The organism is Flavobacterium sp. GNP010 (assembly GCF_056428945.1).
The window spans coordinates 41523-58436 of the sequence record NZ_JBWJVK010000001.1 but is presented as its reverse complement, the minus strand read 5'-3'; the positions used below and the strand labels follow the sequence as shown (position 1 = coordinate 58436).

At 35.4% G+C, this 16914-nt stretch carries 15 protein-coding genes and 1 pseudogene; 10 read left to right on the top strand and 6 right to left on the bottom strand.

The features are described from left to right. Positions 1-13 precede the first annotated feature (13 nt). The 5 genes from hutU (at position 14) to AC061C_RS00270 (ending at position 6200) form a co-directional block, all read left to right on the top strand. Positions 14-1996 carry a urocanate hydratase gene (gene hutU, locus AC061C_RS00290; RefSeq protein ID WP_478289547.1) on the top strand — a complete coding sequence of 661 codons (1983 nt, stop codon included), beginning with the start codon at positions 14-16 and terminating at the stop codon, positions 1994-1996. A gap of 39 nt (positions 1997-2035) precedes the next feature. Next, positions 2036-2572, top strand: a complete 537-nt coding sequence (locus tag AC061C_RS00285) for a DUF4136 domain-containing protein (protein ID WP_417976839.1) — start codon at positions 2036-2038, stop codon at positions 2570-2572. A gap of 59 nt (positions 2573-2631) precedes the next feature. Beyond that, positions 2632-3033 (top strand): group III truncated hemoglobin, encoded by a 402-nt coding sequence (locus AC061C_RS00280; protein WP_478289546.1) that lies wholly within the window; start codon positions 2632-2634, stop codon positions 3031-3033. 153 nt (positions 3034-3186) lie between these two features. Beyond that, positions 3187-4218, top strand: coding sequence for an esterase-like activity of phytase family protein (locus AC061C_RS00275; protein ID WP_478289545.1), 1032 nt, complete (start codon positions 3187-3189; stop codon positions 4216-4218). 224 nt (positions 4219-4442) lie between these two features. Next, on the top strand, positions 4443-6200 hold the full coding sequence (locus AC061C_RS00270; protein ID WP_478289544.1) for an aromatic amino acid hydroxylase: 1758 nt from the start codon (positions 4443-4445) through the stop codon (positions 6198-6200). Positions 6201-6270: 70 nt separating this feature from the next. On the opposite strand, the gene AC061C_RS00265 is transcribed toward AC061C_RS00270, so the two are convergent. From AC061C_RS00265 to alaS, 6 genes and pseudogenes are all read right to left on the bottom strand, one after another. Then, the gene (locus AC061C_RS00265; protein WP_478289543.1) at positions 6271-6891 is read right to left on the bottom strand and encodes a DUF4230 domain-containing protein; all 621 of its coding nucleotides are present in this window, start codon (positions 6889-6891) and stop codon (positions 6271-6273) included. A gap of 2 nt (positions 6892-6893) precedes the next feature. Further along, entirely contained in the window at positions 6894-7844 is a 951-nt protein-coding gene (locus AC061C_RS00260) for a GSCFA domain-containing protein (protein WP_478289606.1), read from the bottom strand. Positions 7845-7970: 126 nt separating this feature from the next. Next, positions 7971-8726 carry a hypothetical protein gene (locus AC061C_RS00255; protein WP_478289542.1) on the bottom strand — a complete coding sequence of 252 codons (756 nt, stop codon included), beginning with the start codon at positions 8724-8726 and terminating at the stop codon, positions 7971-7973. Between the two features lie 265 nt (positions 8727-8991). Next, a pseudogene (locus tag AC061C_RS00250) lies at positions 8992-9321 on the bottom strand (DHHA1 domain-containing protein); the annotation flags it as partial. A gap of 237 nt (positions 9322-9558) precedes the next feature. Then, positions 9559-10296, bottom strand: a complete 738-nt coding sequence (locus AC061C_RS00245) for a hypothetical protein (protein WP_478289541.1) — start codon at positions 10294-10296, stop codon at positions 9559-9561. 148 nt (positions 10297-10444) lie between these two features. Next, on the bottom strand, positions 10445-13093 hold the full coding sequence (alaS, locus tag AC061C_RS00240; RefSeq protein WP_478289540.1) for an alanine--tRNA ligase: 2649 nt from the start codon (positions 13091-13093) through the stop codon (positions 10445-10447). 339 nt (positions 13094-13432) lie between these two features. On the opposite strand from alaS, the gene AC061C_RS00235 reads away from it, so the two are divergent. From AC061C_RS00235 to AC061C_RS00215, 5 genes are all read left to right on the top strand, one after another. Continuing rightward, a complete protein-coding gene (locus tag AC061C_RS00235; protein WP_478289539.1) occupies positions 13433-14410 on the top strand; it encodes a M23 family metallopeptidase in 978 nt (325 codons plus the stop codon). Positions 14411-14483: 73 nt separating this feature from the next. Continuing rightward, on the top strand, positions 14484-14816 hold the full coding sequence (locus tag AC061C_RS00230; RefSeq protein ID WP_091165014.1) for a MerR family transcriptional regulator: 333 nt from the start codon (positions 14484-14486) through the stop codon (positions 14814-14816). A gap of 68 nt (positions 14817-14884) precedes the next feature. Then, positions 14885-15472: a LemA family protein gene (locus AC061C_RS00225; RefSeq protein ID WP_417976861.1), complete on the top strand. Its 588-nt coding sequence runs from the start codon at positions 14885-14887 to the stop codon at positions 15470-15472. A 119-nt stretch (positions 15473-15591) separates the two neighbouring features. Continuing rightward, positions 15592-16029: a TPM domain-containing protein gene (locus tag AC061C_RS00220; protein WP_309756195.1), complete on the top strand. Its 438-nt coding sequence runs from the start codon at positions 15592-15594 to the stop codon at positions 16027-16029. Continuing rightward, the gene (locus AC061C_RS00215; protein ID WP_478289538.1) at positions 16029-16841 is read left to right on the top strand and encodes a TPM domain-containing protein; all 813 of its coding nucleotides are present in this window, start codon (positions 16029-16031) and stop codon (positions 16839-16841) included. The genes AC061C_RS00220 and AC061C_RS00215 overlap by 1 nt, the downstream gene beginning before the upstream one ends. The last annotated feature ends 73 nt before the right edge of the window (positions 16842-16914 follow it).

The following is a 16914-nucleotide window of genomic DNA, read 5'->3' as shown; positions in this document are numbered from 1 at the left end:
TACACTTTTAAAAATGACTTTTCAAGAGCAAATACAACAAGGAATTCCTTCGGTTTTACCAAAACAAAAACCCTACGAAACAGATATCAATCACGCACCAAAACGCAAAGAAATTCTTTCGTCTGAAGAAAAAAAACTGGCACTACGCAATGCCTTACGGTATTTTGAACCGCAACATCACGCCGAATTAATTCAAGAGTTTTCAGAAGAACTAGAAACCTACGGACGTATTTACATGTACCGTTTGCGTCCTGATTATGAAATGCGTGCGCGTCCCATTAATGAATATCCCGGAAAATCTGAACAGGCAAAAGCCATTATACTCATGATTCAAAACAACTTGGATTACGCCGTGGCACAACATCCGCATGAATTGATAACATACGGAGGCAATGGCGCTGTGTTCCAAAACTGGGCACAGTATCTATTGACCATGCAATACCTATCTGAAATGACCGAGGAACAAACTTTGACCATGTATTCTGGTCACCCGATGGGACTTTTTCCTTCCCATAAAGAAGCGCCACGAGTGGTAGTCACTAACGGAATGGTAATCCCGAATTACTCTAAACCAGATGATTGGGAGAAAATGAATGCGTTAGGCGTTTCTCAATACGGACAAATGACGGCAGGAAGTTACATGTACATAGGACCGCAAGGAATTGTGCACGGAACTACCATAACCGTTTTAAATGGTTTTCGTAAAATAAAACGCAGTCCAAAGGGAGGCTTATTCGTTACCTCTGGGTTAGGAGGAATGTCTGGAGCACAACCAAAAGCGGGAAATATTGCAGGCTGCATCACGGTTTGTGCTGAGGTAAATCCAAAAATTACACACATTCGTCACAGTCAAGGCTGGATCAACGAAGTGATAGAAAATGTGGATGAATTAGTAAAAAGAGTTGCTTTGGCGCAAGCCAATAATGAAATTGTTTCTATAGGATATCTAGGAAATGTAGTTGACGTTTGGGAAAAATTTGATCAAGAAAATATCCACATCGATTTAGGCTCTGATCAGACTTCGCTACACAATCCTTGGGCGGGCGGTTATTATCCTGCTGATATTTCCTTTGAAGAAGCGAATAGTATGATGGCTGAAAAACCTGAATTATTCAAAATAAAAGTTCAAGAAACATTACGCCGTCATACTACAGCAATTAATAAACATACCGCCAAAGGAACGTATTTCTTCGATTACGGAAATGCGTTCTTGCTAGAAGCTTCTCGATCAGGTGCTGATGTTATGGCTGAAAATCACATCGATTTCAGGTATCCAAGTTATGTTCAGGACATTATGGGACCAATGTGTTTTGATTACGGTTTTGGCCCTTTTCGATGGGTATGTGCTTCGGGAAAACCAGAAGATTTAGCCAAAACAGATGTAATTGCTTGCCAAGTTCTCGAAGAAATGGCAAAAACTGCTCCAGAAGAAATTCAACAACAAATGCAGGATAATATTCAATGGATCAAGGGTGCACAGGAAAATAAATTAGTGGTAGGTTCACAAGCCCGAATCCTTTATGCGGATGCGGAAGGACGCGTAAAAATTGCCGAAGCATTTAATCAGGCTATTGCCAAAGGTGAAATAGGTACTGTCATTTTAGGAAGAGATCATCATGATGTTTCTGGGACTGATTCGCCGTATAGAGAAACGTCAAATATTTATGATGGCTCCCATTTTACCGCTGATATGGCCATTCAAAACGTAATAGGAGATAGTTTTCGCGGCGCCACTTGGGTATCTATTCACAACGGTGGAGGTGTAGGTTGGGGCGAGGTAATTAACGGTGGTTTTGGTATGGTTCTTGATGGTTCAAATGAGGCTTCAAAACGCTTAGCATCAATGCTTTTCTGGGATGTAAACAATGGGATTTCAAGACGAAGCTGGGCAAGAAATGAAGGTGCCATTTTTGCAATAAAAAGAGCAATGGAAACGCAACCTTTATTAAAAGTAACCATCCCTAATATAGTTGCAGATGATTTATTAGAATTCTAAAACTGAAAAAACACAGTTAAATACTTAATACTATACATTATGAAAACCATCAAACTCCTCACCGCAGTATTACTACTTGTATTCGCCTCCTGCGCTTCTGTTCGGGTATATTCTGATTTTGACAACAAAGTAGATTTTACACCTTATAAAACCTACGCTTTTCACAAAAACGGAATTGACAAAGCCGAAATATCACAATTAGACAAAAAAAGAATATTGAACGCAATTGATCGTGAATTAAGTAATAAAGGCATGACCAAAAGCGAAAATCCTGACTTATTGATCAATATTTTCACTAAAGAACGAGAAAAAATAGATGTCAATCAATTCAATATGGGTTGGGGATACGGCTGGGGCTGGGGTTGGAATCCTTTCTTGTGGGGTGGACAAAATACTTTTGCTACTTCCTCTACTGAAGGCACCTTGTTTATCGATTTAATAGATGCCAAGAAAAAAGAACTGGTTTGGCAAGGCGAAGGTATCGGTTATCTTAACCAAAATCGGGGAGATAAAGAAAAACGAATCAATGAATTTGTTGCAGCGATTTTAAAACAATATCCACCGCAAGTAAAATAGTTTCTCTTAAGATTCAAACAGAAAAACCTACCTTTGCGTAGGTTTTTTTACACCCAATTATGACTGCAAAAAACGACATTGCTTCACTCGAAGACATCAAATTATTAGTAAATACTTTTTACTCTCAAGTTCAAAAAGACGATTTCATTGGTCCTATTTTTAATGAAAAAATAGGCAATCGATGGCCAGAACATCTTGAAAAAATGTATCGCTTTTGGCAAACCATCTTGCTAGAAGTACATACGTATTCTGGAAGTCCTTTTCCGCCTCACAAACAATTACCCGTTGCCAAAGAACATTTTGATCGCTGGATGGAACTGTTTACTCAAACTACCAATAGTTTATTTACTGGTGCGCTAGCTGATGAAGCTAAATTTCGTGCAAAGAACATGGCAGAAATGTTTAATTACAAAATTGAATATTTCCGAAACGAAGAGAAAAATCAAAAGAATCATTCCTAAATTTTATCTGAAGTATCAATCTGATTTTTTTTAATTGTAACAACTATTTCTATGCGTAAATTAACGTTTCTTTTAATTTTTTCTTCTTTTATTTTTTCGTGTTCAAATTTAAAAAATAGTACTAAAAACGGATCGATTCCCAGTTTAAAACTAATGAATGTTATCGAAATCCCCTTCGATAAAACTTTTCAAAATACAAAAGTAGGCGGTTTGTCAGGTATAGATTATGATAAAAAAAATGATTTGTATTACCTGATATGTGATGACAGATCGATGTTTAACGATTCCAGGTTTTACACCGCTAAAATTCCGCTATTTGAAAATAAAATACAAAGTGTCAATTTTCAAAGTGTTACTACTTTAAAAAATGAAAGTAGAACTGCTTTTGGCAATTGGAATTCAACTCCTAGTACCTCAGCAGATCCCGAAGACATTCGATTCAACCCAAAAACAAATACTTTGATTTGGAGTAGCGAAGGCGCTCGAGTTGTTACTGCTGAAAAGCAGATCTTGCAAAACCCTTCGTTGAATTTTATGGATTTAAAAGGAAATTTTCTAAACGCTTTCACCTTACCAGAAAATTTAAAAATACAACAAGTAGAAAAAGGGCCAAGAAATAATGGAACTTTAGAAGGAATTGCATTTGATTCGAAATTCAAAACGATATACTCGCATACTGAAGAACCTTTATTTGAAGATGGTGATCAAGCTACTACCAGCAAAGGAGGTTTAATCAGATTGTATCAATTTGATGTCAAAACTAAAAAGAACATAACACAATTTGGTTATCAGTTAGAACCTATTGCTCTTGAACCCAATCCTAAAGGTAGCTTTGCTGTCAATGGTGTTTCGGCGATTCAGTATTATGGTAAAAATCAGTTACTGGTAGTAGAACGTTCCTACTCGACCGGGACACAAGCTTGCACGGTAAAAGTATTTTTATGCGATTTGAATAATGCAACCAATATTTCGGATTATCCTTCCTTACAGAATCAAAAATTCAAATTAGCTTCAAAAAAACTAATTCTGAATATGGATGATTTGGGAATTTTTATTGATAATGTTGAGGGAATTACTTTTGGTCCAAAACTGGCTAATGGCAATCAATCTCTGGTTTTAATAACCGATAATAATTTTTCTGACAAACAAAAAACGCAGGTTTTAGTGTTTGAGGTAGTGGATTAGTAAATTAAAAAATATAACATTCAAACCTCAACTCCCCTAGCCCCGAGTGAAATGAAAAGCTTTTTGCGAAAGCCGTTGTTGTTTTTCTTGTTTATAAAAAGCGACCGGAGGAAGCTCTTTTATGAACTTTGGAAAAACTAACGGGTTTGCAAAAACTTGCAATGAAAAGCGGGAAATAGCTCCTGAAATTCGTACTTTTGCATCTGAACTACAACGTTTTCGATATGAACTCAACAATAGAAAGCAATCTTTTATTAGATCGATTGCCTCAACACTTACGACAATTTATTAAACCTCAGGATTATAGCGATTACACGCCTATAAACCAAGCAGTATGGCGTTATGTGATGCGCAAAAATGTAGATTATTTATCGAAAGTGGCGCATAGTTCCTACTTGGAAGGTTTGAAGAAAACAGGAATTGAAGTAGATAACATTCCGAGTATGTACGGCATGAATCGGATTTTAACCGAAATTGGTTGGGCTGCCGTTGCTGTAGACGGTTTTATTCCGCCTAATGCGTTTATGGAGTTTCAAGCGTATAATGTGCTTGTTATTGCATCGGATATCCGCCAACTGGAACATATAGAATACACACCTGCGCCAGATATTATTCACGAAGGTGCTGGACATGCACCCATTATTGCGAATCCTGAATATGCAGAATACTTACGCCGTTTTGGAGAGATAGGCTGCAAAGCAATCTCTTCGCACAAAGACTACGAAATGTATGAGGCCATTCGATTGCTTTCGATTGTGAAAGAGGCCGAGGATACGCCACAAGCTACGATTGATGCTGCTGAAAAAGCAGTCGAGGATTTACAAAACAACATGGGAGAACTGTCTGAGATGGCCCAAATACGCAACCTTCACTGGTGGACGGTGGAATACGGATTGATTGGAACGGTGGAAAATCCAAAGATTTATGGTGCTGGATTGCTGTCATCTATTGGCGAAAGTGCGCACTGCATGACTCCTGAGGTTACTAAAATTCCTTATGATATTTCGGCTGCTACACAAAATTTTGATATTACTAAGCTCCAACCGCAGTTGTATGTTACGCCTACATTTGCGTATTTGAATTTGGTTTTAGAGGAATTTGCGAATAAAATGGCGTTGCGCACCGGTGGTTTATCCGGAATTAATAAATTGATTGACTCGAATGCTCTAGGAACAATTGAATTGAGTACTGGTTTACAAATTTCGGGGATTTTCAGCTCGGTTATTGAGCATGAAGGCAAACCAATTTACATACAAACAACTGGAAAAACAGCGTTGGCTTACCGAGAAAAAGAATTAGTAGGACATGGAACTTCAACACACCCAGAAGGTTTTGGAAGCCCGATAGGAAAATTAGAAGGAATCAATCTTGCTATTGAAGACATGAGTCCAAAAGATCTAAATGCGTACGATATCTTAGAATCTAAAACAGTGAAGCTGGAGTTTGAAGGCGGTATTATTGTTGAAGGTGAGATTGTTACAGGTTCCAGAAACTTACAAGGAGAAATCACGCTGATTCGCTTTAAAAATTGTACTGTGACTCACGGCAAAACCGTTTTATTTCAACCAGAATGGGGCGTTTATGATATGGCTGTAGGAAAGAAAGTGACTTCTGCTTTCTCAGGTCCAGCCGATGTAAATAGCTTTGACTTGATTTCTCATCTTCCGTCTAGCAAAACGATTAAAGCCAAACATTCTGCGGAACGTGATGATCTTGAAATTTTATACCAAACGGTTCGAAACATAAGAGTAACCAATGATACGCAAACGTCATTAGCTCCAATTTTTGAAAAACTAGTTGCCAATCATCCAAACGATTGGTTGTTAGCAGTTGAGATTACTGAGCTTTTGAAAAACCGAAACGAACCTCAATTACTTCAGGAAATAATGGTTTATCTGGATCAATTAAAACAAAAAAGACCCGAAGTGGCACATTTAATTTCAGGTGGTTTAGACTTGATTTTTGATAAAGAGAAAGCTTAAAAAAAGGAACCGCAAATTCACAAATTATAGACAACTCTAATAATTTGCGAATTTGCGGTTCCTGTTTTATTTATAATTTTATTTGCTTTCCAAAATCCTTCTCGCTTTCGATTACTTTCCCTTCGTATTGCAGTTTCCAACCCATTGTATTGGTCAGAATCAATATTTTAGACAATTCGCTAATCAATCTATTTTGAGCATTCGTTTTTAAGGACGATTTTTCAATTTTCTTAGCCAGATTTGCTTTTACTGATTTATTAATTTTATTGTAATCGTCTCCCGTAAATGGATTTAACTTGCTTTGCTCTACATCATAAAACTGAATATCCGGGCTGATTTTAATTTCTTCTTTAGGAATGCTTACAATCGTAATAGTCTTGTTGACCTCATCAATATCGTATTTCATTTTGTGCAAATCATACGCAACGGTTACATCCGCATTGACAATTACCAACGCTTTTTTCTCAAAAGAAAGCATATCCATCAAGTATTTTTGCTGATTTTTATAGGTAATAACCTCAGAAAAATGCCCTTCTGTTACAACCAATTTCCCTACGTTGAGAATTTGTTGCTGAATTAAATTCGTATTATAGGTGATGTCTTGATCCTCATTTTTTTTAAAATCGCAATATTTAAACAATAAAAATATTCCAACTATAACTCCTACCGCAATAAGTATTCTTTTAAGCATAACTAAAATTTCATGAATGAATATTGATTCTCCAATGTAGTGATTTTTTCTCTGACTTTGGACTCAAACTTTAAATGACTTTCAGAATTTGGGTTAAAAGGCTTGTGTGACAGGCTTTTTTGGATACTTTCTACTTCTTCCATCACGGCAAAAGCAGTTTCAGAAATAGTAGTTTCTACGAAACGTTTCCAGATATAATCGATTGCCACTTGATTGGGATGCAACATATCTTCGGCATAAAAGCGGTAATCTCGCAATTCATCCATCATGATTTCGTAGCTGGGAAAGTAATTTATTTTCGAAAGTCGAAAGTAAAATGTCCCATGAAGCGCACTAATTATATTGGCCTTGCTCCATTGGTTTTCGACAAAACCATCTTTGATGTGGCGCACCGGTGAAACCGTAAAAATAATAGTGCAATCAGGGTTTACAGAATGAATTAATTTTACTGTATTTGTAATACTCTTTTCTATTTCTTCAACAGAAAGTAATTCCTTCTTAAATTGTTTTTGTGGCAATTTGTGGCAATTTGCAACAATAGAATCCCTTTCTAAATTCCGATATACCCATGAAGTTCCATACGTGATGATACTATGTGTTGATTCTGTTAATTGCTGATTTGTTGATTCGAGTATGGAGTTTAATGATTTTAATAATCCCTCTTTACTTGAATTACTCAAATCAGAATGCACATCAAAACAATGCCAGTGTTCATTAAAGAAGAAAACATCCTCCTCGGTGAATAATGTTCCATTTACGGCTTTGTGGATAATTTTTTCAATAGAAACTGGATTGAAAATGATTCCGAACGGATTTATGAAATTTTGGAATTTATAATAGTGGAATTTATCTCCCATATTTTCAGCAAAACAGGAGCCTAATGAAACTATTTTGGAATTATAGTCCAAAGTGGAACTACTTTTAGGAATTGGAATTTGGGTTCTAAAATGCATCGCCGTTTTATTTAATGCAAATTTCAATTATTTTGAACAATAAAATTGAATTTAAATCTTTTTTCATAAGTATAAAAAACCCTTTCATCGTTTGGCACCAATGAAAGGGTTTTGATAACATTTTTTTTAATAGAAATATTCTGTTTTTAGATATCCCGTTTTCCCATTTGATAACACAGCTGTTTCTGAAATTTTTTCTAAAGGATATCCTGCAACATCATATTTAAAAAAAGTAATGTGCATTTTAGCAGAAGAAGTAATTTGATCATTCGGATAAATAGTGCTATCCTCTACAATACTCATTAGACTATTATTGACAGACATTAAATCATCGCAGGTTAAAAGCTTTTCAAAACCAAAAATATCCAACATTGGATTGATTTTTTGATCATATTTAAAAGTCCTATTGTTTTTAACAATTAATCCTTCTTTAACATTGTCAAAAATTCGTTTGTCATACATTAAATTACCATTTTCAACCGATAAAATACCATGATATTCTTTACGTATTTGATTGTTTGTAGTACTTGAAAATCGTTCATAAGCAATCGTTTTATCTGGATTATGAATGTATTTGATAATATACTTCCCCTCAGATTCAACTTGAACTAAATTACCTAGATCGTATGAATATTCAATTATCTCTTTAATCTTATTTTTCTTATTCAGCAATACAATCTTGGAGATGAGACCGTCAGTATATGTAAAATCTGTACGGCTATTAGGACTGTTAATTGAAGTTATTTTGTTTCCATCGTACGCAAACAAAGTTGTTTCTGAAAGACCATCTTCTGTAGTTTCCACCATCTTCTGTAGCAATTTTTGACTACTAACATTTTCATTAGAACATGAATAGAATGCTATTATAAAAAGTGATAGCATCCAAAATATATTTTTTGATTTTTTCATCTTACATAAAATAAAGTCATGGTGTTAGCACACCATCACATCCAGCAACGAATTTAAAATTATAGATTTAAAGTAAATACCGCAATAATTATCGGCACAAGCCCAATTTTATCGTTGAACTACTATCGATAAACACTTGCAGAACAACTACATACAATCAACCCTGTAATTACCTGTAATAAAAAACCCTTTTAGAATTTAAGTTCTAAAAGGGTTTCAATGATAAAAAATATAAGTCCTACTTTACAAAATCAATTGCTTTCTCTAAAGCTTGTTGAATTCCTGCTGCATTTTTTCCTCCAGCTGTTGCAAAAAACGGTTGTCCACCGCCACCACCTTGTATAAATTTACCCAATTCACGTACTACTTGACCGGCGTTTAGGTTTTTCTCTGCAACTAATTCTTTAGAAACATAACAAGTTAACATTGGTTTTTCCCCCGAAGCTTCGGGATTCACTGTAGCCAAAACCAAAAATAAGTTATTCCCTAAATTTCCTAATTCATACGCCAAATCTTTTGCTCCTTCCGGACTCAAATCGACTTGTTTCGCTAAGAATTGTATGCCGTTTTTTAACTAGTATGCATGATGATAAAATCTTAGTATTAATAAGGCTAAATTATTACACAATATAAAAACGAGACACTATTGAAAGAAAAAAAATTGTACTATGCCATCTGGCGAAAGCAGATTGGTGAGAGAAAATAGTTTTAAAATACAATCGGGTACAATTTAGGAATTTCTTAAACTATACCAAAGCTCTTTCATCTGCATGAAAGGGCTTTGGCTTTTACAACACTTTTTTTATTAATACGTGTACTCGTAAGTTTCATCACCCTGTACAGCTTTAATTAGATAGTTATAAGAATTATATGTGTTTACATAATTAAAAGTATTCGCAGAAAATCCCATCTTTGTTTCTGTAACTTTTGAGATATTATTAACTGAGTTAGTTTCCTGATCAAAAATAGATGAATCTAACAACAAAGTGTAACCTGTTATACTTTTAAAAGGGCTGTTATTAGTGTCATAATCAACTAAATTTACTAAATCATCAAACTCCGCTTTAATTACATTACCATTAGCATCTAAAGTTAATAGGCTAGATTCATCTTTTGTCTCTTGCAATGTAATTGGATCAATTAAAACTGTAATTGTTGAGATTGTACCGTTAACATTATAAGTATAAGTTTTCTTTCTTCTTTTTGCGTTTTCTGGGACCTCCAAAAAAGACTTCAATTTATTATTTTCATACGTAAAAGTTGTAGTTGTTGAAAATACGTTAGCTCCATCTATTTCAGTATAAATTGCTTTTGTTATAAGTTCTCCCGTATAAGTAAACACTACTTTACTGCCGTCATCATACGTATAATCAACAATTTTGTTTGCATCATAAGAATATGTTATTGAATTATTCTCCAATGGTTGAGAGGCATTCGTGTATATCTGTGTTTTAGGTAAAAGCGATTTTTCTTCAGAATCATCATTCGTACAGGACGTAAGTACTACTATAAAAGCACCAAATAAGGATAAAATTTTTTTCATTTGAAAAGGTTTTAATTAAAAATTTCTTACAAATTAAATGCTATTTAAATAAAAAACCTAACTCATTTTAAAATAAAACCCAAAAAAGTTAAGACACTTTTTTGGGTTTTTACTATCCAAACTTATGAAAATAAATTTAATCTAGACTCTACTTCACAAATTGACTTGCATTTTCTAAGGCTTGAGGAATACCCGAAATATTCTTCCCTCCTGCTGTTGCAAAAAACGGTTGTCCACCGCCACCACCTTGTATAAATTTACCTAATTCACGTACTACTTGACCGGCGTTTAGGTTTTTCTCTGCCACTAATTCTTTAGAAACATAACACGTTAACATTGGTTTTTCCTCTTCGGCTGTTGCCAAAACCAGAAATAAGTTATTCCCTAAATTACCTAATTCATACGCCAAATCTTTGGCTCCTTCCGGATTCAAATCGACTTGTTTTGCTAAAAATTGTATGCCGTTTATTACCTGAATTTCAGCAATTAAACTCGCTTTCAAATTTTTGACTTTATCTTTTACTAAGGCTTCTATTTGTTTTGATAATTTGGCATTTTCTTCTTGCATCGAATGAACGGCTTTCAAAATATCCTGAGGATTTTTCAACGCTGTTTTTACTTCATTTAATGTGTTTTCGTACGAAGCAAAATGTGCTTTTACGGCATCACTTGTAATGGCTTCTATACGACGAATTCCTGCAGCAACCGCTCCTTCAGAAACGATTTTGAAATGCCAGATTTCAGCCGTGTTTTTTACATGGATTCCACCACAAAGTTCCATGCTTTCGCCAAATTTAATCGCACGCACCGTATCTCCATATTTCTCTCCAAACAACGCCATTGCGCCCTCCTCTAATGCTTGCTGAATAGGAATACTTCTTCTTTCTATAAGTGGTAATTGCTCCTGGATTCTTGCATTTACAAAATCTTCTACTTGTTGCAATTCGGTTTCCGTCATTTTAGCAAAATGCGAAAAGTCAAAACGTAAATAGTTTGGATTTACTAAAGATCCTTTTTGTTCTACGTGAGTTCCCAAAATACTTCTCAAGGCTTGGTGCATCAAGTGCGTAGCCGAGTGATTTCTAGAAGACAAGCCTCTCAGATCCTGATTTACTTTAGCAACAAAACCAGCGTTTATATTCTCCGGCAATTGTTTTGCAAAATGCAAAATCAGGTTATTTTCTTTTTTCGTATCAATGATTTCGATCGTTTCATTGGCAGAAACCAACGTTCCTTTATCACCAACCTGTCCTCCACCTTCTGGATAAAATGGGGTGTTATCTAAAACGATTTGGTACAAAACTCCATCTTTTTTACTATCCACTTTTCGAATACGAGTGATTTTCACGTCACTTTCTGTTTGATCGTAACCTACAAATGTTTCTACATTTCCTGGAATCAACACAGACCAGTCTTCAGTAGAAACTTCAGATGCGGCACGAGAACGATTTTTTTGTTCTTGCATTGCAATGGTAAAACCAGCTTCGTCCAGTTCCAACCCTTTTTCTCGAAGAATTAATGCAGTCAAGTCAATTGGAAAACCGAAAGTATCATACAATTCAAATGCTTTTGCTCCTGCTACTGTTGTTCCTTTTTCATCTTCAATAACTTTATCCAGCAATTGCAATCCTTGATCTAAAGTCCTCAAGAAAGATGCTTCCTCTTCACGAATTACATTTGTAACTAATTGTTGTTGCGATTTAATTTCTGGGAAAAATTCTCCCATTTGATTCGCCAAAACGCCAACTAATTGATTAACGAAAGGTTCTTTGGTGTTCAAAAACGTAAATCCGTAACGAATGGCACGACGTAAAATTCTACGAATTACATAACCTGCGCCTGTGTTTGATGGCAATTGCCCATCAGCAATAGCAAAAGCTACGGCACGAACGTGATCGACCACCACACGAATAGCGATATTAGTTTTGTTTTGCTCTTCAGATTCTTCACTAGCGTTCAGAATGACATCATTGGTAGTGTATTTTAATCCCGTAATTTGTTCTACTTTTTCAATAAGTGGTGTAAAAACATCGGTGTCATAATTAGATGTTTTTCCTTGTAATGCCATACACAAACGTTCAAATCCCATTCCGGTATCAACGTGTTTTGCAGGTAATTTTTCGAGAGAACCGTCGGCTTTACGATTGAATTCCATAAATACATTGTTCCAAATCTCTACTACTTGAGGATGGTCATTGTTTACTAAACTCTTTCCTGAAACTAAAGCTTTCTCCTCTGCTGAACGAATGTCAACGTGAATTTCTGAACAAGGTCCACAAGGTCCTTGATCGCCCATTTCCCAGAAGTTGTCTTTCTTGTTTCCAAGAATAATTCGGTCTTCGTCAATTAATTCCTTCCAAATATCCCAAGCTTCCTGATCGAATGGTACGTTCTCGGCGGGATTCCCTTCGAATACAGAAACGTACAGGTTTTCTTTTGGAATTTTGTAGACTTCTGTCAAAAGTTCCCAAGCCCAGTTGATGGCTTCTTTTTTGAAGTAATCACCAAAAGACCAGTTGCCTAACATTTCGAACATCGTGTGGTGATAAGTATCAAAACCTACATCTTCCAGGTCGTTATGTTTTCCTGACACACGAAGACATTTTTGCGTATCGGCAATTCTGTTGCTTTTTGGCGTTCCGTTTCCCAAAAAATATTCTTTGAACTGAGCCATTCCTGAATTGTTGAACATTAAGGTTGGATCATCTTTTAGAACAATAGGAGCCGAAGGAACGATTACGTGTCCTTTTGATGCGAAAAATTCCAGAAATTGCTTGCGTACGTCTTGTGATGTCATTGGTTTAATTTAAATATTTAAAGATTCCAAAATTTAAAGATTGTTTAGGATTGAAATTTTTCAATCTTTTAATCCTCAAATCTTTTATTTTTTTGCCCCAGATAAAAGTGGAAAGCTTTGAAGTTTTGAAATCTATTTTTTCTTGAGTAGGCAGAGCGACCGCAGGAAGCTCCTGCAGACTCAATAGAAAAAAAGATTTCAAGACGAGAACTTGCAACGAATAGCTGGAATAGGCACATTAATTTATTTATTCCTAAAAAAAAGGTGGAGCGAATGAAACATTTCTTAAATTTGTTCGTCTAACCTCTTACAGTGTGCAAAAATAGGGTATTTTAAAATATGTCGAAAGTAAAATATTATTACGATTCTGAAAATCTAGCGTACAGAAAAATAAAAACACGAAAAAGAAGAAAATTGGGTGTTATTATTCTTTTTTTATTGGCAGCAGTATTGTTTGGTTTTTTGAGTTTTATAATTTTATTGAATACTCCTTATTTTGAAACGCCAAAAGATCGATTGCAAGCACGCGAAATTGAAAATTTGAGATTGAATTATGCGTTACTGAACAAAAAAATGGATCAGATTAGCGGTGTTATTGAGGCAATTGAAGATCGAGACAATAATTTGTATCGAGTCTATTTCAATAAAGCTGCTATTCCAGATTCACTTCGGGAGGCAGGATTTCAGGAAAAAAACAGGTATAAGGTACTAGAAGGATATAATAATTCGCAGTTGGTCATTAATACCACAAAAAGGATAGACGTTTTGAGTAAGGAATTAGCCATACAATCCAAATCGTTAGATGTTATTTTGAAATTGGCAGAGGCAAAAAATGATTTTTTATCAGCTATTCCCGCTATACAGCCCGTTCGAAATGAAAATTTAAAACAAATGGCTTCAGGTTTTGGATACCGAACCGATCCTTTTACCAAAGCCAGAAAAATGCACGAAGGAATGGATTTTACGGCCAAAACGGGTACTCCTATTTATGCAACGGGTGACGGAGTTGTAGCAAAAGCAGATAATACCGCCTCTGGATATGGAAATCATATAGTGATTCGGCACGGATTTGGATACGAAACATTATACGCACATTTGAGTAAATATAAAGCTCGTGCTGGACAAAGAGTAAAACGAGGAGACGTTATTGGATATGTAGGAAGTACGGGGCGCTCTGAAGCACCTCACTTGCATTACGAGGTGTTGAAGGATAAAAAAGTGGTGAATCCGCTTAATTTTTATTACGGGAATATTTCAGCAGTAGAATATGTGGTTATTGCACAATTAGCCAATCAAGAGAACCAATCGCTTGATTAATACTATAAAATGGTGATCAAGTGCAGAAGTAAAAAGTTTACAGGTAGCAGCATTAAAAGTCAAATAAAGAAACATGCACATTGAACTTTCTAAAGATAAAAGGTATTACAGCATTGGCGAAGTAGCTAAAGCATTTGATGTAAATGCGTCATTGATTCGTTTTTGGGATAATGAATTTGATATTTTAAAACCCAAAAAGAATGCAAAAGGCAATCGAATGTTTACTCCGGAGGACATTACTAACTTACAATTGATTTATCACCTAGTAAAAGAAAGAGGATTTACTTTGGAAGGTGCCAAAACCCATTTGAAAGAAGGACAAAAGAAAACCTTAGATAAGTTTGAAATTATTCGAAAATTAGAAACCATACGCACACAATTAACAAATATTAAAAACGAGCTTTAAATTGTTTAATACAACCCGCTCAAAAACAATAAATAAAAACTAAATAATAAACATTAAATTAAGTAAACATGAGAAGATTTTTGCCTTGGATTATCGGTGCAGTTGTAATTTTTGTAATATACAGCTGGGTTAAAGGAATTAATAATACTGCGGTAACTTTAAGCCAAGATGTAGAACAGTCTTGGGGAGATGTGCAAACAGCGTATCAAAGAAGAAATGATCTTATTGGTAATTTAGTAAATACGGTAAAAGGCGCAGCTGAATTTGAAAAAAGCACGCTTACAGCAGTTATTGAGGCGCGTTCTAAAGCTACGGCTGTAAAAATTGATCCGGCAAACATAACTCCAGAGCAATTAGCTGAATTTAATAAAGCGCAAAGTGGCGTAAGCAGTTCATTATCGAGATTATTAGTAACTGTTGAAGCGTATCCAGAATTGAAAGCCAACCAGAATTTCTTGAAATTACAAGATGAATTGGCAAGCACTGAAAATCAAATTCTAACGGCGAGAACCCGTTTCAACGAAGCGGTAAAACCCTATAACTCTCACATCAAAACGTTTCCAAACAGCTTATTTGCGGGATTATTTGGATTCAAAGAAAAAGCATATTTCAACGCTGTTGAAGGTGCAGACAAACCAGTTGAAGTAAAATTCTAAATCCTCCCAAATCCCTCAGAAGGAGGGGGTGAAAAAGGAATTAAAAATAAATTTAAAACAAATTCTCACAAATTTTAATCTGTGGGGATTTGTTAAATCAGTGTTCAAAAAACAGAAAGATGTCAAAAGTAGAAGATTTTTTAACCAAAGAAGATGAGCAAGAAATTGTTGAAGCTATTCGTATGGCTGAAAAAAACACTTCTGGCGAGATTAGAGTTCATATAGAAAAAACAACTTCCTTGGATGCGTATGATCGTGCCATGGAAGTTTTTCATGAATTAAAAATGGATGAAACTGAGCTTAAAAATGGTGTTTTAATATACTTAGCGGTAGAAGACCGTAATTTTGTCATTTGCGGAGACCAAGGAATTAATGATGTTGTACCAAATGATTTTTGGAATTGTACGCGCGATGTCATGGTAGCAGAGTTCAAAAAAGGAGATTTCAAACAAGGACTTATTGATGGAATTACCAGAGCCGGAGAACAATTGCAGCACTATTTCCCTTGGCAAGAAGGCGACACAAATGAATTATCAAACGAAATATCTAGAGGATAATGCTATTACAAAAAAAGAGTACCCTAATTTCCCTAAAGCTATTTGTTTGTTTTTTTGTCACACAAATTGGCTTTGCGCAATTTACCATTCCTGAAAAACCAACTTTACAGACTTCTGTTTATGATTATGCAAATGTGTTTAGCGCAGCAGAAAAAGCACAATTAGAAGAAAAACTGATCAAATATTCTGATTCGACCACTACTCAAATTGTTGTCATTACCATTGAAAGTCTTCAGAACGAAGATGTCAGTCAACTTGCGACAAAATGGGGCCAAACATGGGGCATTGGAGGCACTCAGAAAGACGATAATGGTGTTATTATTTTATTGGCAAAAGCCGAAAAAAAAATAGCTATTAATCCTGGTTATGGATTAGAAGACCGACTAACCGCTGGAATTGGTGGAGAAATAATCCGGAATATTATTATCCCTGAATTTAAAGCTGGAAGTTATTACAACGGTTTAGACAAAGGTACAGATGCTTTGTTTGATGTTTTTAAAGGAAAATATAAAGGCGAGCGTGTTAAAAAATCAAAAAACAAAGGATTCCCTATCTTACCTTTAGTTGTGATTGTAATCATCATAATTGCACTGATATCGAGAAATAAAGGTGGTGGTGGAAATTCTGGAAACAGAGGTGGTGGCATAGGCTCAAGTTTACTGGATGTCATTATTTTAAGCAGCCTTGGCAGAAACAGCGGCGGAGGTGGTTTCGGAGGAGGTTCCTCTGGTGGTGGATTTGGCGGAGGCGGTTTTGGCGGAGGATTTGGCGGTGGAGGTTTCTCTGGTGGCGGATCTAGCGGTGGCTGGTAATAACTTGATTTTATAAAATATTAATACCCTATCAAAATGATAGGGTATTTTTTTTATATTTGATACAAATAAA